Below are 19,622 nucleotides of genomic sequence, written 5' to 3' on the forward strand. Positions count from 1 at the left end.
TCACGACGGGGTGTCGAGACGGTAGCCCACGCCGCGCACGGTACGGATCAGGGTGGGGGACGACGGGACGTCCTCGACCTTGGCCCGCAGCCGCTGCACGCACGCGTCGACCAGGCGGGAGTCGCCCAGGTAGTCGTGCTCCCACACCAGCCGCAGCAGCTGCTGGCGGGAGAGCGCCTGGCCGGGCCGCCGGCTCAGCTCAAGCAGCAACCGCAGCTCGGTGGGCGTCAGTTGCAGGTCCTCGCCGTTCTTGGTGACCGTCATCGCGGCGCGGTCGATCACCACGTTGCCGAACGTCGCCGAGTCGGTGGCCTCGCGCTCGCCCCGGCGCAGCACCGCACGGATCCGGGCGTCGAGCACCCGGCCCTGCACCGGCTTGACCACGTAGTCGTCGGCGCCGGACTCCAGGCCGACGACCACGTCGATGTCGTCGCTGCGCGCGGTCAGCAGGATGATGGGCAGCTGGTCCGTGCGCCGGATGCGGCGGCACACCTCGAAGCCGTCGATCCCGGGCAGCATCACATCCAGCACGACCAGATCCGGCCGCTGCTCACGGAGCAGCTTCAGGCCGTCCTCTCCCGTCGCCGCGGTGGCCACACGGTGGCCCTGGCGGGACAGGGAGAGTTCGAGCGCCGTGCGGATGGCGTCGTCGTCCTCGATCAGCAACAGGAAAGGCACGGAGGTCATTCTGACCCATGGGGGAGCGGAGTTCGACCTTCTGTGGACAACGCCCCTTCTCCGCCGTGCACAGCCAGCTTTCTCCACTCTGCACAGGCCGCTGTGACAGGCCTGTGACAGTCGTCGGACACCGCGATGAAACTGGCCGGGCAAGCTCTTCCTCGTACCGACCGAAACAAGACTCCACCGACGGGGGGCGCGAGATGAACGCACTGCACAGCACCACCTCAAGCGCAGTTGTCACGCGTCTCCACGACGTCGTGCGGAGCGAGAAGTCCGGTGCCGTGAGCGGACGGGGGTGCGCTCGCGGCACCGGGCGCCAGCACCAGACGTACATGACGGTGCTCGAATCGGTACCGACCTCGCCCTTCAAGGGCGCGGAAGCCGGCGGGGATGCGGCGTACGGGGAGGCCACGGGGGAGCGTTCCGCCTCCGAGGCCGAGTTCACGGCCTATGTGCAGGAGCGCCGGGCCTCCCTGTACGCCACCGCCTACCACCTGACCGGCGACCGGTTCGAGGCCGAGGACCTGCTGCAGAGCGCGCTGTTCTCGACCTACCGGGCCTGGGACCGGATCAGCGACAAGGCCGCGGTCGGGGGCTACCTCCGCCGCACCATGACGAACCTCCACATCAGCGCGTGGCGCCGCCGCAAGCTGAACGAGTACCCGACCGAGGAGCTGCCGGAGACGGCGGGCGACACGGACGCGATGCGCGGCACGGAACTGCGCGCGGTGCTCTGGCAGGCGCTGGCGCGACTGCCCGAACTCCAGCGCACCATGCTGGTCCTGCGCTACTACGAGGGCCGTACGGACCCGGAGATCGCGGACATACTGGACATCAGTGTCGGCACGGTGAAGTCGAGCATCTGGCGGTCGCTCCGCCGGCTGCGCGAGGACGACGTCCTCGCCTTCGGCCGTGACGAGGAGGAGTCCTTCGGCGAGCTGGTGGCCTGAAGGTCTGGCCCGGCGGTGGCAGCCGCCGGAGTACGGGGGTCAAGGGGGGAGCAACGGGGGCCGGCGTCTCGGGGGATACGTCGGGCGTACGGGTAACGGGGGAACGAGGCGGGACCGATGGGGCTGGGGGGCCCACTCGGTCCCGCTTTTTTGGGCGGAGCCCATTAAGGGGCGCGGGGAACTGCGCGACCAGCCACGCACGGTCCGCAGACGCCCGACAAGGCGATCAGACCCGTGCGGTCGGCGCAGTCACACACCGCCCCGCGGCCGCCGCCGCGAGCCGACCAAGTGCCTCCTCGCGGCCGCACGGGTGGGCGCCCAGGGCGGCCTGCCGGGCCACGATGCCGCGCTCGGCCCGCATCAGCCGCCACCCCCGCCGCAGCAGGAACGGCACGGACTTGCGCCCCTCCTTGAGGTCGCGCGCGAGCCGGCGGCGGAACGTCGTCGAGGGCCGCCCGCGCAGACAGAGCGCGTCGGCGAGCACGCCGTGCTCCCGTACCCGCGCCACGATGTCCGCCGCGAAGATCCCCTCCGCGACGAACAGCGGCGTGCGGTCGATGCCGAACAGGCTCGCCCCGGTCCGCGAGCTGGTGGAGATGTCGTAGTCCGGCACGGCCGTACGTCCCGTACGGCACAGCTCGACGACGGCCGCCACGGCCGCGTCGGCGTCCCAGGACTGCGGCGAGTCCCAGTCGATGTCCTCCGAGCCGGGCACACGCGGCAGGGTCGGGTCGTCGCCCTCCTTGTAGAAGTCGTCCAGGCGCAGCACGGGAAGGCCCGTGCGGGCGGCGAGGGAGGACTTTCCGGAACCGGAGGGGCCCGTGAGGAGAACGACGCGGGTCGTCGGGGTGGCGTGTGCGGTCACGGGACACCAGTCTGAGGCATCCACCCGGGAGGTGGACCCCTCGGGGAGCCCGTTGGTATCGAGCATCACACCTCAACTACGCTGCGTGCGCGAACCGATACGTAGGAGAGTGGGACGACATGGCAGGAAACCAAGCCGGCGGGGCCCGTCGCGGCCGTGTGCTGCTGCGCGCCGGGCTCACCGCGACCGCCGCGGGCGCGGCGCTGGCCGGGACCGCGGGCGCGGCCCAGGCGGCCCCCGGCCCGGCCGAGCCGGTCGGGCGGACCGTGGCGAGCCCGGAGGCCGCGACGGACGGCCCGACACGCTCCGTGACGGGCGACCTGTCGGCCGGGCTGACCAACGGCCTCGCCCCGGCCAAGACGCTCAGCCTCAACCCGTTCGCCAAGACGCCGGTGGACCCGTTGGGCAACGCGGTGGGCACCCAGATCGCCGACTTCAAGCCGGTCTCGACGGCGATCGCGACCGGCCCGCTGCACGAGAGCGGCGCCCTCAAGGACTTCCCCCTGATCGGCGCGGCAACGCACCTGCTCCCAGGCTGACCCCGAACAGACCGAACGGCGCCACGGGTGGGGGCCCGGGGCGCCGTTCGGGGTATGTGGGGGGCGAGGCGAATTGGCCTGAGCCGCTACACCCCCTGCTTTTAGGGGCGCGGGGAACTGCGCGACCAGCCCCCACCGACCCGCAGCCGTACAACCGACCTAGTACGCCGAGCCAGACGCCCCCAGCGACCCCGTCGGATGCCAAACCGTCTTGGTCTCCAGGAACGCGGTCATCCGGTGCGTACCAGGATCGGCAGACCAGTCGGCCGCCCCGGGGCGCAGCACGCGCTTGAGGTTGTCGGCCGCAGCGATCTCCAACTCCGTGGCCAGCACAGAATCCGCCCCCGCGAGATCGATCGCGTTGACATCCTGATGCGCGGCCAGATGCGGCCCCATCTCCGCGGCCTTGCCGGAGAGGATGTTGACGACACCCCCCGGCAGATCGGACGTGGCCAGCACCTCACCCAGCGACAGCGCCGGCAGCGGCGCCTTCTCCGAGGCGATCACCACGGCCGTGTTACCGGTGGCGATCACCGGCGCGATCACCGACACCAGCCCGAGGAAGGACGACTCCTGGGGGGCGACGACGGTCACGACACCCGTCGGCTCCGGCGTGGACAGGTTGAAGTACGGCCCCGCCACGGGGTTCGCCCCGCCCACGATCTGGGCGATCTTGTCGGTCCACCCGGCGTACCAGACCCAGCGGTCGATCGCCGCGTCGACGACCGCGCCCGCCTTCGACTTCGACAGGCCCTCCGCGTCGGCCACTTCCCGTACGAACTGCTCCCGGCGGCCCTCCAGCATCTCGGCGACGCGGTAGAGGATCTGGCCCCGGTTGTACGCGGTCGCGCCCGACCAGCCGCCGAACGCCTTGCGGGCGGCGACGACCGCGTCACGGGCGTCCTTGCGGGAGGACAGCGGGGCGTTGGCCAGCCACTTGCCCTTTGAGTCGCTCACCTCGTACACCCGGCCGCTCTCGGAACGCGGGAACTTCCCGCCCACGTACAGCTTGTAGGTCTTGAAGACGCTCAGACGCGTCGAAGAAGACGAAGAAGTCTCAGACATCGAGGTAGCCCTCCAGGCCGTGACGGCCGCCTTCGCGCCCGAAGCCCGACTCCTTGTAGCCGCCGAACGGCGAGGTCGGGTCGAACTTGTTGAACGTGTTGGCCCACACCACACCGGCCCGGAGCTTGTTCGCGACCGCGAGGATGCGCGAGCCCTTCTCCGTCCAGATGCCCGCCGACAGGCCGTACTGGCTGTTGTTGGCCTTGGCGACGGCCTCGTCCGGCGTACGGAACGACAGCACCGACAGGACCGGGCCGAAGATCTCGTCGCGGGCGATGGTGTGCGCCTGGGTGACGTTGGTGAACAGCGTCGGGGCGAACCAGTAGCCCGCGGACGGGAGCTCGCACTCGGGGGACCAGCGCTCGGCGCCCTCGGCCTCGCCGGTCTCGGCGAGCGCCGTGATCCGGGCGAGCTGCTCCGCCGAGTTGATCGCTCCGATGTCGGTGTTCTTGTCCAGCGGGTCGCCGAGGCGCAGCGTCGAAAGACGGCGCTTCAGGGAGTCGAGCAGCTCGTCCTGGATCGACTCCTGGACCAGCAGGCGCGAGCCCGCGCAGCAGACCTGGCCCTGGTTGAAGAAGATGCCGTTGACGATGCCCTCGACGGCCTGGTCGATCGGGGCGTCGTCGAAGACGATGTTGGCGCCCTTGCCGCCCAGCTCCAGGGTGACCTTCTTGTCGGTGCCGGCGACGTGGCGGGCGATCTTCTTGCCCACGGCGGTCGAGCCGGTGAAGGCGACCTTGTTGACGTCCGGGTGCTCGACGAGGGCCGCGCCCGCGTCGCCGTACCCGGTGAGGATGTTGACGACGCCCTTGGGCAGGCCCGCCTGGCGGCAGATGTCCGCGAAGAACAGGGCGGTCAGCGGGGTCGTCTCGGCGGGCTTGAGGACCACCGTGTTGCCGGTGGCCAGCGCCGGGGCGATCTTCCACGCCAGCATCAGCAGCGGGAAGTTCCATGGGATGACCTGGCCGGCGACGCCCAGCGGCTTCGGGTTCGGGCCGTAGCCCGCGTGGTCGAGCTTGTCGGCCCAGCCCGCGTAGTAGAAGAAGTGCGCGGCGACCAGCGGGAGGTCCGCGTCGCGGGTCTCCTTGATCGGCTTGCCGTTGTCCAGGGTCTCCAGGACGGCCAGCTCGCGGCTGCGCTCCTGGATGATCCGGGCGATGCGGAAGAGGTACTTGGCGCGCTCGGAGCCCGGCAGCGCCGACCACTTCTCGAACGCCTTGCGGGCGGCCTTCACGGCCCGGTCCACGTCCGCCTCGCCCGCCTGGGCGACCTCGGACAGGACCTCCTCCGACGACGGGCTGACGGTCTTGAAGACCTTGCCGTCGGCCGCGTCGACGAACTCGCCGTCGATGAACAGGCCGTAGGAGGGGGCGATGTCCACGACCGAACGCGACTCCGGCGCCGGTGCGTACTCGAATGCAGATGCCATGGTGATCAGTCCACCGTCACGTAGTCGGGGCCGGAGTAGCGGCCGGTCGCCAGCTTCTGACGCTGCATCAGCAGGTCGTTGAGCAGCGAGGAGGCGCCGAAGCGGAACCAGTGGTTGTCCAGCCAGTCCTCGCCCACGGTCTCGTTGACCAGGACCAGGAACTTGATGGCGTCCTTGGTCGAGCGGATGCCGCCGGCGGGCTTCACGCCGACCTGGACGCCGGTCTGGGCGCGGTAGTCGCGCACGGCCTCAAGCAGGACCAGGGTGTTGGGGGGCGTCGCGTTCACCGCGACCTTGCCGGTCGACGTCTTGATGAAGTCGGCGCCGCCCATCATGCCGAGCCAGGAGGCGCGGCGGATGTTGTCGTACGTGGAGAGCTCGCCGGTCTCGAAGATGACCTTGAGGCGGGCCTTGTCACCGCACTCGGCCTTCACGGCCGCGATCTCCTCGTACACCTTGAGGTAGTGGCCGGCCAGGAACGCGCCCCGGTCGATCACCATGTCGATCTCGTCGGCGCCGGCGGCCACCGCGTCGCGCACGTCCGCGAGCTTGACCGGGAGGGCGGCGCGGCCCGCGGGGAAGGCGGTGGCGACGGACGCGACCTTCACGTCCGACCCCTTCAGGGCCTCCTTGGCGGTGGCCACCATGTCGGGGTAGACGCAGACGGCCGCGGTGGCCGGGGTGGTGCGGTCGAGCGGGTCGGGGTGGACGGCCTTGGCGGCGAGCGCCCGGACCTTGCCCGGGGTGTCCGCGCCTTCGAGCGTCGTCAGGTCGATCATCGAGATGGCCAGGTCGATGGCGTACGCCTTGGCCGTCGTCTTGATCGAGCGGGTGCCGAGGGACGCGGCGCGCGCTTCCAGGCCCACCGGATCGATGCCGGGGAGCCCGTGGAGGAAGCGGCGCAGAGCCGCGTCCGACGCGGTCGCGTCGGCGAGGGCTGCGGGTGCATTGGTGGGCATGGTCACCAGATGAGCATATCTACGCGCGTAGCGTCCTGTACAGGGCCTCTGACCTGGACCGATTTGGAACGTACGCCTCCGGTCCCTGTCACGCCGCTGTGACAGGGAGCGGACAGCTCCGGAGAACAAGATCATTAAATTCATTGATGCAGCCCGCCGAAGCCTCCAACGGCCCCACCCGAACGAGAACACAGCGGCATGCGGCTCTTCCCTTCCTCCACCACTTGTCTCCCTGGGAGTCGTCATGCGTCACGCCCTCCGCACCGCCCTCGCGACCGCCGTCGTCGCCGGTGTCGCCCTCACCCCGGTCGTCACCGCGACCACCGCGCTCGCCGCGCCGTCCGCCTCCTCCTCCGCCGCCAAGACCACGACGGAGAACCGTTACTCCGGCTACCCCGTCTACCTCGCCAAGGGCTACGTCGCCGTCCTGCGCAACCGCGTCTCCGACGGCGGTCCGGAGGCCTGGATCCGCGCGGTGAACCCGAACTGGCAGCGCGGCGACGACTACATGGGCCGCCTGATGGCGAAGCTCGACCTGGGCAACAGGAACGCCACGGTCGACGGGCTGCGGCTGACCCTGGACAACGCCGACGGCGATGTCCCGCTCCTCAAGTTCAACGGCGCGGGCGAGAGCCGGACGATCATGTTCCCGGAGCGCAGGAACGACGTCGACGGCGTGCTCGTGCGGACGGTCCCGCTCAAGGGCGGGCTGACCGCGATGGTCTACCGCTACGGCGACCAGCACGTCTTCTACGGGGCCACCATCCTCAAGGGCAAGGACAACCAGGAGATCGGCCACCTCACGGCGGGCGGCGGCCACGCCCTCAAGGACACCAAGGTGTTCGCGGGCATCCAGGTCACCCTCGACTTCCAGGGCAAGGTCACCTCGGTCCAGGACCAGGGCGGCGGCGGCCAGGGCCCGACCACCCCGGTCGGCACGGACCTCGGCAAGCGCAAGCTGGCCGACGGCACGTACGGAGAGCTGTGGAAGAAGGGGGCGGGCTGGTACGAGCTGGAGCTCGACCGGGCCCGCCGCCACCACACCATCGCGGTGGGCGGCCCCGCCGGCGGCTCCACGGTCGGCGACCAGATCGACTCGATGTGGGTCGGCCTCGACACCTCCGGCACCGTGCGCTCGTGGACCAACACGGCGGCCGGGTTCGACCACGGCGTCGTCCAGGGCGCCCAGGGCTGCATGGTGGTGCGGGCGAGCGACACCCCGTTCAAGGGCGTCAAGGTCCGCCTCACCAACGGCCCGCTGGGCCCGAAGGCCGACCTGATCAACTCGTCCGACACGTCGATGACCGCGTTCGAGACGCTCAGCCTCAAGAACCGCACCGGCCTGTACAAGGGCGCCCGGATCACGCAGCTCGCCTCGGGACAGGTCGTCTTCCAGATGCGGGTGGCGGGCGCCACCGCCCCGTGGCGGTCCGTCGACATCCCGAAGGCGCCCACCGGCAAGAACTGCAAGGGCGCCGCCGAGACGACGGCCACCACTGGCAAGAGCACGGGCGGCGCCACCGCCCAGACCGCCACCACCGGCGTGCAGATCGTCCCCAAGGGCGCCGTCGCCGCCGGGGCCGAGGTCGAGGGCGGCAAGGGCGGCAACACCGCGCTCGTCGCGGGCGGTGCGGGCCTGGCGTCCGTCGGCGTGGCCGGGCTCGGCTTCGCCGCCCTGCGCCGCCGGGCCGCTGCCCGCCGCTGACGACGTCCGCCACCCATCGGGGGTGTCGCCACGACCGTGGCGGCACCCCCGTGCGCGTGGGCCGCGGCCGGTCGGCCGGGCGCGTCCGCGCCCTCTCTCGGCCCCGCTCGAACACGTAGTGCACAATCGCCTCCATGACGAGCCCCACGCCGCCCGCCGAGCCCACCTACGCCGACCGCGTCTACCGCTCCGCCGGCGGTATCGCCGGAGGCGCGGTGCTGCTCGCGCTCGGTCTCTGGCTCGCCGGGGACGCGATCGTCCGGGGGCACGGCAGCGCCCCCTGGCTGGCCCTGGCAGGCCTGCTCTGCGCCGTGCCGCTGGTCTTCGCGTTCACCATCCGCCCGGCCGTGTTCGCGGGCGACGACCGGATGCGGATCCGCAACCCGTTCCGCACCATCACCCTGCCGTGGGCGGCGGTCGCAGACGTACGGGCCGGATACTCCAGCGAGGTGTTCGACCAGAGCGGCACCAAGTACCAGCTGTGGTCCATCCCCGTCTCGCTGCGCCAGCGCAAGCGCGCCGCCCGCGCCCAGGTGCGCGACTCCGCGTCCGACCCGTACGGCCGCACCTCGCCGACCGCGAGCGCCGACGAGAAGTCCCGGCTCGCGCCCGCCGACCGCACCATCCGCGAGCTGCGCGAGCTGGCCGAGCGCAACGCCGGGCGCGAGGGCGCGCAGGGCGGGCCGAGCGTGCGCTGGGCCTACGAGGTCATCGCCCCGGCCGCCGCGGGCGCGGTCCTGCTGACCGTGCTCCTCGCCATCGGCTGAGACGCCCGTACGGTACGGGGCCGCCGTCGCGTCACGGCGCCCCCGGCCACACAAGCAGCATGTACGCGCCCAGCCACGCCGATGACAGCGCTGCCGCGCCCAGCATCAGCGCGGCCACATGGCGGCGCGCCCTGGCCAGCGCCACCGCGAGCGGCAGCAGCAGCGGGAAGCCCGGGAGCAGGAACCGGGCGCGCGGGAAGTAGACGCCGCCGCTGCCCAGGACGACCAGCAGCAGCACCCCCGAGAAGACCAGCAGCGCCAGGGGCTGCCGGTCGGCGAGGCAGAGCAGGAACAGCACGCCCGCCAGGATCAGCACGAGCGAGACGACCACCAGGAACAGCGCAGGGAAGCGGTCGTAGACCAGCAGGGTGCGCAGCTCGCGCAGGGTGTCGGCGCCGCCGTCCCACTCGTTGCGCCACAGCCGCTGGACCGCGAAGTAGCCGTCCCAGCGGCCGAGCCGGAACCCGACCCAGGCGACGAACCCGAACCAGCCCAGCGGGGCGAGCAGCGCGCCCGTGAGCGGGCCCCGGACGGGTGCGCCGCGCCACAGCGCGGCCAGGGCCGCCGCCACGACGGCCGCCGCGACCGCGATGCCGGTGGGCCGGGTCAGCCCCGCCAGCGCGGCCAGCGCCCCGGCCGCCACCCAGCGGCCGGTCAGGACGCAGTACAGCGACCACGCGGCGAGCGCCGTGAACAGCGATTCGGTGTAGCCCATCCACTGCACGACGCCGACCGGCAGCGCGCCCCACAGGACGGCGAGGAAGGTCCCGGCGCGCCGCCCGTACAACCGGTCCCCGACCGCGAAGACCCCCCAGGCCGCGGCCGACGAGCAGAGCACCGCGACGACGAGCCCGACGCTCGCGCGCGAGCCGGGCGTGACGGCGGCGACCGCCTTGACCACGGCCGGGTAGAGCGGGAAGAACGCCAGGTCGTTGTGGTTGAACCGGGTACCGAGCTCGTGGTCGTAGCCGTGGTCCGCGATGCCGAGGTACCAGTGGGAGTCCCAGGAGGTGGCGAGCGTCGTCCACACGCCGTGGTGCTTCAGGTGCGCCCAGCGGGCCAGGACGGCGAGGCCGAGCAGCCGTACGGCCAGGTGGCCGAGGAGGGCCGGGGCGGCTCTGGCCGCGGCCCGGGCGAAACGGGAACCGTCCCCGTCGCCCCGCCCCTGCGGGCGGCGGGCTGCGGGGACGGCACGGGGGCCCGTACGGGCCGCCGGTGAGGTGATCGGGGGCACGGCGGTGCTCCTGGGCTCGGCGAGCGGTTCCGGGTCACCCTTCCTCGGAAGATCCGGAAAGGGCGCGGGGGGCTGCGCCGGACGCCGTAGGGGATTCACGCTTTCGGGTGCCGAGCCCCGGGCGGGGAGCGTGTTCCATTCGGCTGCGGACTGTGGTGGGTTGCTCGCGCAGTTCCCCGCGCCCCTGGAAGCGCCCCTTCGGGCCGCCCCGGGGATTGCCGCGCAGCGGCATCTAAGGGGCGCGGGGAACTGCGCGACCAGCCACATACGGCCCGCAGACGAACTCCGGGCTCAGATGCCTGCTGCCGCAGCCAAGTCCCGCTTGATCCCCGCCAGCAGCTCCGTCGCCTTCTCGCGCGCCGCGCCCAGCGCATCCCGCGACGCCACCGGAACCACAACCTCCAGGTAGCACTTGAGCTTCGGCTCCGTGCCGCTCGGACGGACGATCACCCGCGCGCCTTCGAGGTAGTAGCGCAGACCATCGGTCGGCGGCAGCTCCTCCGTGCCCTCGGTGAGGTCCTCCGCCTTGGTGACCGCGAGGCCCGCCAGCGCCGTCGGCGTCTTCTCGCGCAGGCGCCGCATCGCGTCGGAGATGACCGACAGGTCCTCGACGCGCACCGACAGCTGGTCGGTGGCGTGCAGCCCGTGCCGTACGGCCAGGTCGTCCAGGAGGTCCAGGAGCGTGCGCCCCTGCTCCTTCAGGACGGACGCGAGCTCCGCGACGAGCAGGGCGGCGGTGATGCCGTCCTTGTCGCGTACGCCGTCGGGGTCGACGCAGTAGCCCAGCGCCTCCTCGTACCCGTACCGCAGACCGTCCACGCGGGCGATCCACTTGAAGCCCGTCAGGGTCTCCTCGTAACCGAGGCCGGCCGCCTCGGCGATCCGGCCGAGCAGCGAGGACGAGACGATCGACTCGGCGAAGACGCCGCTGACGCCCCGGTCCACCAGGTGCTGGGCGAGCAGCGAGCCGACCTCGTCGCCGCGCAGCATCCGCCAGCCGCCCTCCACCGACGCGTCCGGCACGGCGACCGCGCAGCGGTCCGCGTCCGGGTCGTTGGCGATGACGATGTCCGGGTTGACCGCGCGGGCCGCCTCGAAGGCGAGGTCCATCGCGCCCGGCTCCTCCGGGTTGGGGAACGCCACCGTCGGGAACGCGGGATCCGGGTCGGCCTGCTCGGCCACCAGCGCCGGCGGCGGGAAGCCCGCCCGGGCGAAGGCCGCCGTCAGGACGTCCTTGCCGACGCCGTGCATGGCCGTGTAGACGACGCGGGCGGTGCGCGGGGACCCGGGGGTCAGCACCGCGTCCGTACGCGCCAGATATGCCTCCAGGACCTCCTCGCCCAGTGTCTCCCACCCGTTCTCGGGGCGGGGTACGTCGTTGAGCGAGGCGACCGCCGCGATCTCGGCGGCGATCTCGGCGTCGGCGGGCGGCACGATCTGCGAGCCGTCGCCGAGGTAGACCTTGTAGCCGTTGTCGCGCGGCGGGTTGTGGCTGGCGGTGACCTCGACGCCGGCGACGGCGCCCAGGTGCCTTATCGCGTAGGCCAGGACGGGCGTCGGCAGCGGGCGCGGCAGCACCACGGCCTTCAGGCCCGCGCCGGTCATCACGGCGGCCGTGTCGCGCGCGAAGTCGGCCGACTTGTAGCGCGCGTCGTAGCCGACGACGACCAGGCCGTCGCCCTGGCCCTTCGCCTTCAGGTACGCGGCGAGGCCGGCGGCCGCGCGGATGACGACCGAGCGGTTCATCCGCATCGGGCCGGCGCCCAGCTCGCCGCGCAGCCCCGCGGTGCCGAACTGGAGCGTGCCCGCGAAGCGGGCGGCCAGCTCGTCGAGCTCCTCGTTGTCGATGAGCTTGGCCAGCTCCTCGCGCGTCTCGCCGTCCGGGTCCTCGGCCAGCCAGGCCTTGGCCCGCGCGATCAGGTCCTGCGTCAGGTCCTGCGTCACGTCGATGAATCCCTTCCGGGGTCGGATCGGGGTCAGATGCGGTCGAGTACCCGGGTCAGCAGCGAACCCATGCGCGCCGCCGAGTCACGGCCGGCCTGGAGCACCTCTTCGTGGTTGAGGGGCTCGCCGGTCAGGCCTGCGGCCAGGTTGGTGACCAGGGAGATGCCCAGCACCTCGGCGCCGGCCTCGCGGGCCGCGATGGCCTCCAGGACGGTCGACATGCCGACCAGGTCGCCGCCGAGCACGCGGACCATGTTGATCTCGGCCGGGGTCTCGTAGTGCGGCCCGGGGAACTGGACGTACACGCCCTCTTCCAGGGACGAGTCGACCTCCTTGCACAGCGCGCGCAGCCGCGGCGAGTACAGGTCGGTCAGGTCGACGAAGTTGGCGCCGATGATCGGGGACGCGGCCGTCAGGTTGAGGTGGTCGCTGATCAGCACGGGCTGGCCCGGGCGCATGCCCTCGCGCAGACCGCCGCAGCCGTTGGTGAGGACGACGGTCTTGCAGCCGGCGGCGACGGCGGTGCGCACGCCGTGCGCGACGGCGGCGACGCCGCGGCCCTCGTAGTAGTGCGTACGGCCCAGGAAGACCAGCGCGCGCTTCTCGCCGATCCGGTACGAGCGGATCTTGCCGCCGTGGCCCTCGACGGCGGGCGGCGGGAAGCCGGGCAGCTCGGTGACCGGGAACTCGGCCTCGGGCTCACCGAGCGCGTCGACGGCCGGCGCCCAGCCGGAGCCCATCACGAGGGCGACGTCGTGGGTCTCGGCACCGGTCAGCTCGCGCAGGCGGGCGGCGGCGGCGTCGGCGGCGGCGTGGGGGTCGCCCTGGATGTTGTCCGGAATAACAGATGCGTTCACGACGACGAGGGTAACCGCTGGTTCCCTACGCGCGTAGATGACTGGCGCACAAGGGCGCGATCGTTGTCTTGTCGTTTCCGACAACAGTGCCCACCACGCCGCAGCGATCGCCCCGAAGGGGCGCATTTAGGGGCGCGGGGAACTGCGCGCTCAGCCCGCCACCGGCCCGCAGACAAACGCCGGGCAAAGCGTCAGCAGGGGCGCTTGCGCAGTTCCATGACGTAGTCGTGCGGGGCTCCCGCCGACTCCGCCGCGTCGGCGAGCTCGCCCAGATAACGGGCGGACGGCAGGCCGCCCTCGTACGCGTTCAGCACGTACACCCACGCCGGCTCCTCCCCGTCCAGCGTGTCCACGCGCACCCGCATGCGGCGGTAGATGTCGAGGCCCACGCCCTCCCAGCGGTCCATGGAGTCCTCGTCGAGCGGCGCGATGTCGTACAGGGCGACGAACACCTGCGAGCGCGGGGCCTCCACGATCGTGGCGAGCGCGCCCTCCCAGCCCATCTGCTCCCCGCCGAACGTCAGCCGCCAGCCGTTCAGCCAGCCGGTGCCGCGCAGCGGGGAGTGCGGTGCGCGGCGCGTCATCAGCCGCGGATCCATGTTGCCGGCGTACGCGGCGTAGAGCGACATGGTGTCGAGGGTACGACAGCGGCCCACGGGTGCCCGCGCGAGAATGGCACACGGGTGTGACAGCCGGATGGCGCCCCGGGGGGCGAAGCATCTTGAAGCGTGCGGGACAATGAGCTACGTACTGCATTCCACAATGCGAGGCGGAACTTTTCGTGACCCGGATCGTGATCATCGGTGGCGGACCCGGCGGATACGAGGCGGCCCTGGTGGGCGCCCAACTCGGCGCGGAGGTGACCGTCGTCGACTGCGACGGTCTGGGCGGGGCGTCGGTGCTCACCGACTGCGTACCGTCGAAGACTCTGATCGCGACGGCCGAGGTGATGACCACCTTCGACTCTTCGTACGAGGAGTTGGGCATCCTGGTCGCCGACGACACTCCGCCCGAGGAGCAGTCCGCCCGCGTCGTGGGCGTCGACCTCGGCAAGGTGAACCGCCGTGTGAAGCGCCTCGCGCTCGCCCAGTCCCACGACATCACCGCCTCCGTCACCCGGGCCGGCGCCCGCGTGCTGCGCGGCCGCGGCAAGCTCGGCGGACCGCAGGGCATCGACGGCACCCGTGACGTCATCGTCACGGCCGCCGACGGCAGCGAGGAGATCCTCACCGCCGACGCCGTCCTGATCGCCACCGGCGGGCACCCGCGCGAGATCCCGGACGCGCTGCCGGACGGCGAGCGGATCCTGAACTGGACCCAGGTGTACGACCTGGACGAGCTGCCCGAAGAACTGATCGTGGTCGGCTCCGGCGTGACCGGCGCCGAGTTCGCCGGCGCGTACCAGGCGCTCGGCTCCAAGGTCACCCTCGTCTCGTCCCGCGACCGGGTGCTGCCCGGCGAGGACCCGGACGCGGCCGCCGTCCTGGAGGACGTCTTCCGCCGCCGCGGCATGAACGTGATGGCCCGCTCCCGCGCCCAGTCCGCCAAGCGCGTCGGCGACCGCGTCGAGGTGACGCTCTCCGACGGCCGCGTCATCAGCGGTACGCACTGCCTGATGGCGGTCGGCGCGATCCCCAACACCGCCGGGATGAACCTGGAGGAGTCCGGGGTCAAGCTCCTGGAGTCCGGCCACATCTGGACCGACAAGGTCTCGCGCACCAGCTCGCCGGGCGTCTACGCGGCCGGCGACGTCACCGGCATCTTCGCGCTCGCCTCGGTCGCGGCCATGCAGGGCCGCATCGCGATGTACCACTTCCTGGGCGACGCGGTGCAGCCGCTCAACCTCAAGACGGTCTCCTCCAACGTCTTCACCGACCCGGAGATCGCCACCGTCGGCTACTCGCAGGCCGACGTCGACGCGGGCAAGATCGAGGCCCGGGTCGTCAAGCTGCCGCTGCTGCGCAACCCGCGCGCCAAGATGCAGGGCATCCGGGACGGCTTCGTCAAGATCTTCTGCCGCCCCGGCACCGGCATCGTGGTCGGCGGCGTGGTCGTCTCGCCGCGCGCCTCGGAGCTGATCCACCCCATTTCGATCGCGGTCGACAACAACCTGACCGTCGAACAGATCGCGAACGCCTTCACGGTCTACCCGTCCCTGTCGGGTTCGATCGCCGAGGTGGCACGCCAGCTGCACACGCGCAAGAAGGCCGGAGAGGCGTAAACCGGCGCGCGGGAAGCAGTACGGCGCGGGACAAGGCGCCCGGGAGGGCGCCTATACCACTTCGTGGACACCTCTGTGCACACCTTCTGTTATTCGGCGCAAACTGCTGAAAACAATCGGCCGCTCAGGTTACTGTCAGTTTCGTGTTCGCTGCAGAACGTCGCCAATTGATCCTCGAAATGGTGCGTGCCAACGGGGCGGTATCGCTCCGGGAGCTCGCCCGCGTCGTCCAGACCTCCGAAGTGACCGTACGGCGAGACGTGCGGGCACTGGAGGCCGAAGGACTCCTCGACCGCCGGCACGGCGGTGCGGTACTGCCGGGCGGGTTCACGCGAGAGTCCGGCTTCCCGCAGAAATCCCATCTCGCGACCGCGGAGAAGACGGCCATCGCCGACCTCGCCGCGGGCCTCGTCGAAGAGGGCGAGGCCATCGTGGTCGGCGCGGGGACGACCACGCAGGAGCTGGCCCGCCGGCTCGCCCGCGTCCCCGGCCTCACGGTGGTCACCAACTCCCTGCTCGTCGCCCAGGCGCTCGCCCACGCCAACCGCGTGGAGGTCGTCATGACCGGGGGCACCCTGCGCGGCTCCAACTACGCGCTCGTGGGCAGCGGGGCCGAGCAGTCCCTCCAGGGGCTGCGCGTCTCGCGCGCCTTCCTCTCCGGGAGCGGACTGACCGCCGAGCGCGGTCTGTCCACGTCCAACATGCTCTCGGCGAGCGTGGACCGGGCCCTGGTCCAGGCGGCCGCCGAGGTGGTCGTCCTTGCCGACCACACCAAGCTCGGCACCGACACCATGTTCCAGACGGTGCCGACGGACGTCATCACGCGCCTGGTCACCGACGAACCCCCCGGTCACGACGACCGGGCGGCCACCGAGCTCCAGGCCCTGGCCGACCAGGGCGTGCAGATCGCGGTGGCCGGGACCGGGACCGCCGGTGAGGGCGTCCCGCCGGGGCGCCAGCCCCGCCGGGACGTGCCGCTGCCCGGCCAGCGGCGCAGCCATGTGCCGGGCGCCGGGCCGCAGTTGCGCAGCGCGGCCTCGCTGGGTGACCAGCAGGGACCCGGAGAGCGGGCGAGAGTGGCCGATCTGCGCCGCCGCTAGACGGTATTCGGCCAGGCGCCGCCGCCCCGGCGGCGGGCGCCGGCGCGGTGGTCGGGGCCCGGCACGGCCTCGGTCACGGCTTCAGTCCGCGCAAGGTCAGGGCGAGCAGCCGGTCGGCCAACTCCGGGTCGTCCGGCGCCTGTTCGGCCGCAAGGGCGATCGCGTTGGTGAGCTGCAGCAGATCGCCGATGGTCACGTCCACGCGTACGGAACCGGCCAGCTGGGCCCGTTCCAGCAGGGCGCTGCCGGCCTCCCGCATGGGCACGCTGCACTGCGCCAGGGCGGAACTGTCGTCGTGCGAGGCCGACATGAGCGCGCGCGCCACCCCGCGGTACTCACCCGTATGAGTGATGATGGCGCGCAGCCACTCCACGAGCGCCGTGCACGGGTGTGCGGAGTCGAGCAACTCCCGCGAGCGCGCGAGGAGTACGTCCACCTCGCTCTGGAAGATCGCGTTCATCAGCGCGTGCCGGTTCGGGAAGTGCCGGTAGAGGGTGCCGATGCCGACGCCCGCGCGCTTGGCCACGTCTTCGAGCGAGGCGTCCGTCCCGTGCTCCGCGAACGCGCTCCTGGCCACGCCCAGGAGCCGCTCGTAGTTGCGGCGCGCGTCGGCACGCATGGGCCTCGTCGTCATGCCCCAAGGATGCCCGAACCGCGCGCTCAGGGGGCGGCCCGGTACCGGTCCAGTGCGGACGCCCGCTCGTGGAAGGGGATGCGCGAGAACCGCGACACCAAGGTCCACATCCGGCGCTCCTCGGCGAGCTCCTTGGGCAGCACAAGACCCAGCGACTCGGCGAGTGGCCCCCGGCCCGCGTTCACCAGGGCGCGTACGGCCGCCGCCCACTCGTCGGTCGCGGCCACCGCCGCCCGGTACCAGAGCGGCACCAGGACCAGCAGGCTCCCGGCCGCGGTCAGCAGCACTGGCACGTCGGCCGAGGCCGCCGGGAGGGTGGCGAGCGCGAGGACCGCGACCGCGGTGTGCCCGGCGAGCAGCGCCACGAAGAAGTCGACGCTGGTGCGCGCCAGCTCGACCTGGCGGCAGAGCTTGTCGGGCGCGGCCCCGGTCAGTTCGTTCGACAGGAGCTGGGTGTCCAGGCAGTACCGGTTCTGCCCGTACTCCTCGAAGCGGCGGATCGCGTTGCCGAGCCGGGTCGGGGCGATCTGTGCCGGATCCACCGGGTACCGGCTCAGCCGCTCCTGGAGCAGCCCGCGCTGCGCCGAGGTGCGCCGCCGGTCCTTGCGGACGGCCCGGGCCAGGCGCGGATCGCTGCGTACGCGTACGAGGTCGGCGGCGGCGAGCGGGCCCAGCGCGGTCCCGTCGCGGACGCGCCGCTCCAGGCCGAGCAGCTGCGTCCGGTCGGCGAGCGCGCTGCGGGCGGCCCGGGCCCGCCGGCACCCCGCCTCGTAGGCACGGGCGGGCCACAGCGCGTACCCCTCCAGGAGCCGGTAGAGGAGGTTCTGCAGCGCGTGGAGGACCAGGCCGCACAGCAGGGACGCGGTCAGCAGCACCAGCATCGGCCCCGGCGCCGCGTCCGGCCACAGCCGCCGGGCGACGGCGGTCCGGCGCAGACTGGGCGCGACGGCGAGCGCGAGGACCCCGAGGTTGAGGGCGGTCGGCAGTATCCACCCCACGAGCAGCGACCAGGCGCCCCCGAGCACCCCCTTGGCGATGTCACCCAAGGTCGTCGTCTTCCCACGAGTCGTCGTCGGGGTTGGTGGTGGGGCCGGGGGAGGTGTGGCCGAGGGTGCCGGTGCGGGTGGGGGCGCCGGGGGCGAGGGTGCCGGGGGAGATGTTGCCGATGTGGATGCCGCCGCCGTGGACCCCGTACGACTCCTGGTGCCGCTCGTCGAGGCCGGGCGCGGACATCCCCCGGTCGCGCAGGGTGGCGCGCAGGGCGTCGAGGACCAGCAGCCAAACGGTCCGGGAGATCCGCTCCGCGTCGGCGTCGGCCAGCGGCGGGAGGTCCGGCTCGGCGGCCAGTTCGCGGATGGAGGCGTGGGGGCCGCTCGGGAGACGGAGGTGCAGGGGCGACGACAGCCGCAGTACCTGCCGGACCGGCCAGGCGGCCAGCTCGGCCGGGAGGGTTGCGGGGGCCGTCAGCGCCCGGCCCAGCCGGGACCAGGCCCTGCTCGGCGCTGTGAACTCCCGGCGCACCGGCGGCAGGGCACAGGTGACCTGCTGGACGAAGAGGATCGGGCCGTCCAGCCGGATCTGTACGAAGACGGTGGTCAGCCGGGAGCCGAGGCCGGGCGAGACGATCCGTAGCCAGCGGGTGGAGGCGGGAAGCTCGGCGGGGTACGGATGGAGCCGCGACCGGGGAGGCACCCCTTCGTCCGGCAGCAGGAAGGGCTCGTCGATCCGGGTGGCGAGACCGGCGACCGTCCCCACGGACCGCGCGATGAGCGACTGCGCGTCGGAGACGTCGAACGCGCCGGTGCGGCCGTGCACGTGGACTGCCAGCGCCCGGGATCGGGAGGTTGAGCTGCCTGCTCCGAGGAACGGGGTCGCGTCCCGGTGGACCACCAGCGGCGACATCTGCTCGCCACGGATCAGCGCGATGGTGGCGTCGGCGCGAAGAGGCCGCGCCGGACCTCTGTACGTGGACGACCCGATGAGCCGCAGGCGGCTCCAAACCGCCGCCCGGTGCGCCCTCGCCACCACCGCCATCAGTACGGGACCCGCGAACGCGGCGGTGACCTCGGGCCAGTCGGCGGTCCGGGTGAGCGCCACGGCGAGCGCCGCAGAGGCGGCCAGCACCGAGCCGCCCAGCACCCGCAGGGCCCCCGCCGTGACCCGGGCGGCCGGGTGGCGCGCCGGGCGCAGGGCCACCGCCCCGGACAGGGCCGCGCACCCGGCCGCGTACCACGCGAACAGCCAGCCCGCGAAGAAGAATCCGGCGATCCACAGGAGCGCCATCGGCACGGCCCAGAGCAGGGCCGTCCGGCGTGCGTTCAGCGCCTCGGCCAGTACGGCGGCCGTGTCGACGTCGTACGACTGCGCGCTGTACCGCTCCCCGTGCTCGTACAACTCGTCGATGACGGCGTTCCGGTACCGGGTGTCCAGATGGACACCGGCCATCAACTGCCGTGTGGTGGGGGATGGTTGCTCCGGCACCGCCGAAGCGTACCGCCGGGCGCAGCGGCGAGGCCCCCGCCGGAGGGAACCGGTGGGGGCCTCAACTGCGCATGTCGCTGCGGGAGTTCAGTCCTTGATCTCGCAGATCAGCGCGCCCGAGGTGACCGACGCGCCGACCTCCGCCGACAGGCCCTTGATCGTGCCGGAGCGGTGGGCGTTGAGGGGCTGTT

General features: G+C 72.3%; 18 protein-coding genes. 6 read left to right on the plus strand and 12 right to left on the minus strand.

Annotated features, from left to right (window positions below; genetic code table 11):
• Positions 1-678: a two-component system response regulator AfsQ1 gene (afsQ1, locus tag IE252_RS38050; RefSeq protein ID WP_190094067.1), complete on the minus strand. Its 678-nt coding sequence runs from the start codon at positions 676-678 to the stop codon at positions 1-3.
• Positions 679-881: 203 nt separating this feature from the next.
• Between afsQ1 and IE252_RS38055 the strand changes: the two genes are divergently transcribed.
• Entirely contained in the window at positions 882-1,631 is a 750-nt protein-coding gene (locus IE252_RS38055; protein WP_190094068.1) for a SigE family RNA polymerase sigma factor, read from the plus strand.
• Between the two features lie 226 nt (positions 1,632-1,857).
• Here the strand turns inward: IE252_RS38055 and IE252_RS38060 are convergent, their stop codons facing one another.
• Positions 1,858-2,562: a uridine kinase gene (locus IE252_RS38060; protein ID WP_190094069.1), complete on the minus strand. Its 705-nt coding sequence runs from the start codon at positions 2,560-2,562 to the stop codon at positions 1,858-1,860.
• 53 nt (positions 2,563-2,615) lie between these two features.
• Here IE252_RS38060 and IE252_RS38065 point away from each other — a divergent pair, with 53 nt between their 5' ends.
• Positions 2,616-3,035 (plus strand): hypothetical protein, encoded by a 420-nt coding sequence (locus IE252_RS38065; protein ID WP_190094070.1) that lies wholly within the window; start codon positions 2,616-2,618, stop codon positions 3,033-3,035.
• Between the two features lie 159 nt (positions 3,036-3,194).
• Here IE252_RS38065 and IE252_RS38070 read toward each other — a convergent pair whose 3' ends face one another.
• The 3 genes from IE252_RS38070 to deoC are packed head-to-tail and all read right to left on the minus strand — an operon-like array spanning position 3,195 to position 6,488.
• Positions 3,195-4,100 (minus strand): aldehyde dehydrogenase family protein, encoded by a 906-nt coding sequence (locus IE252_RS38070; RefSeq protein WP_190094071.1) that lies wholly within the window; start codon positions 4,098-4,100, stop codon positions 3,195-3,197.
• Entirely contained in the window at positions 4,093-5,529 is a 1,437-nt protein-coding gene (locus tag IE252_RS38075; RefSeq protein WP_190094072.1) for an aldehyde dehydrogenase family protein, read from the minus strand. Before IE252_RS38075 ends, IE252_RS38070 begins: the two co-directional genes overlap by 8 nt.
• Positions 5,530-5,534: 5 nt before the next feature.
• Positions 5,535-6,488 carry a deoxyribose-phosphate aldolase gene (deoC, locus tag IE252_RS38080; RefSeq protein WP_190094086.1) on the minus strand — a complete coding sequence of 318 codons (954 nt, stop codon included), beginning with the start codon at positions 6,486-6,488 and terminating at the stop codon, positions 5,535-5,537.
• A gap of 244 nt (positions 6,489-6,732) precedes the next feature.
• Here deoC and IE252_RS38085 point away from each other — a divergent pair, with 244 nt between their 5' ends.
• Together IE252_RS38085 and IE252_RS38090 are read left to right on the plus strand one after the other, a co-directional pair.
• Positions 6,733-8,193, plus strand: coding sequence for a hypothetical protein (locus IE252_RS38085; protein ID WP_190094073.1), 1,461 nt, complete (start codon positions 6,733-6,735; stop codon positions 8,191-8,193).
• Positions 8,194-8,327: 134 nt separating this feature from the next.
• On the plus strand, positions 8,328-8,960 hold the full coding sequence (locus IE252_RS38090; protein WP_190094074.1) for a PH domain-containing protein: 633 nt from the start codon (positions 8,328-8,330) through the stop codon (positions 8,958-8,960).
• A 31-nt stretch (positions 8,961-8,991) separates the two neighbouring features.
• Here the strand turns inward: IE252_RS38090 and IE252_RS38095 are convergent, their stop codons facing one another.
• The 4 genes from IE252_RS38095 to IE252_RS38110 all read right to left on the minus strand — a co-directional run bounded on the left by IE252_RS38095 (position 8,992) and on the right by IE252_RS38110 (position 13,624).
• Positions 8,992-10,194 carry a glycosyltransferase family 39 protein gene (locus IE252_RS38095; protein ID WP_229849062.1) on the minus strand — a complete coding sequence of 401 codons (1,203 nt, stop codon included), beginning with the start codon at positions 10,192-10,194 and terminating at the stop codon, positions 8,992-8,994.
• Between the two features lie 291 nt (positions 10,195-10,485).
• A complete protein-coding gene (locus IE252_RS38100; protein ID WP_190094087.1) occupies positions 10,486-12,126 on the minus strand; it encodes a phospho-sugar mutase in 1,641 nt (546 codons plus the stop codon).
• Positions 12,127-12,170: 44 nt separating this feature from the next.
• Complete coding sequence (locus IE252_RS38105; protein WP_190094076.1) at positions 12,171-12,995, minus strand: purine-nucleoside phosphorylase; 825 nt, start codon at positions 12,993-12,995, stop codon at positions 12,171-12,173.
• A gap of 191 nt (positions 12,996-13,186) precedes the next feature.
• Positions 13,187-13,624 carry a gamma-glutamylcyclotransferase family protein gene (locus IE252_RS38110; protein ID WP_190094077.1) on the minus strand — a complete coding sequence of 146 codons (438 nt, stop codon included), beginning with the start codon at positions 13,622-13,624 and terminating at the stop codon, positions 13,187-13,189.
• A 152-nt stretch (positions 13,625-13,776) separates the two neighbouring features.
• On the opposite strand from IE252_RS38110, the gene IE252_RS38115 reads away from it, so the two are divergent.
• Positions 13,777-15,216 carry an NAD(P)H-quinone dehydrogenase gene (locus tag IE252_RS38115; protein WP_101389761.1) on the plus strand — a complete coding sequence of 480 codons (1,440 nt, stop codon included), beginning with the start codon at positions 13,777-13,779 and terminating at the stop codon, positions 15,214-15,216.
• Positions 15,217-15,359: 143 nt separating this feature from the next.
• Entirely contained in the window at positions 15,360-16,316 is a 957-nt protein-coding gene (locus tag IE252_RS38120; RefSeq protein ID WP_190094078.1) for a DeoR/GlpR family DNA-binding transcription regulator, read from the plus strand.
• Between the two features lie 73 nt (positions 16,317-16,389).
• Here the strand turns inward: IE252_RS38120 and IE252_RS38125 are convergent, their stop codons facing one another.
• From IE252_RS38125 to IE252_RS38135, 3 genes are read right to left on the minus strand one after another with little or no spacing between them, the layout of a single operon-like run.
• Positions 16,390-16,950 (minus strand): TetR/AcrR family transcriptional regulator, encoded by a 561-nt coding sequence (locus tag IE252_RS38125; RefSeq protein ID WP_229849063.1) that lies wholly within the window; start codon positions 16,948-16,950, stop codon positions 16,390-16,392.
• Positions 16,951-16,976: 26 nt separating this feature from the next.
• Complete coding sequence (locus tag IE252_RS38130; RefSeq protein WP_190094079.1) at positions 16,977-17,996, minus strand: hypothetical protein; 1,020 nt, start codon at positions 17,994-17,996, stop codon at positions 16,977-16,979.
• A complete protein-coding gene (locus IE252_RS38135; protein ID WP_190094080.1) occupies positions 17,989-19,431 on the minus strand; it encodes an AbeC-like domain-containing protein in 1,443 nt (480 codons plus the stop codon). Before IE252_RS38135 ends, IE252_RS38130 begins: the two co-directional genes overlap by 8 nt.
• Between the last annotated feature and the right edge of the window lie 191 nt (positions 19,432-19,622).

This window comes from Streptomyces melanogenes, from assembly GCF_014649795.1.
GTDB lineage: Bacteria > Actinomycetota > Actinomycetes > Streptomycetales > Streptomycetaceae > Streptomyces > Streptomyces noboritoensis.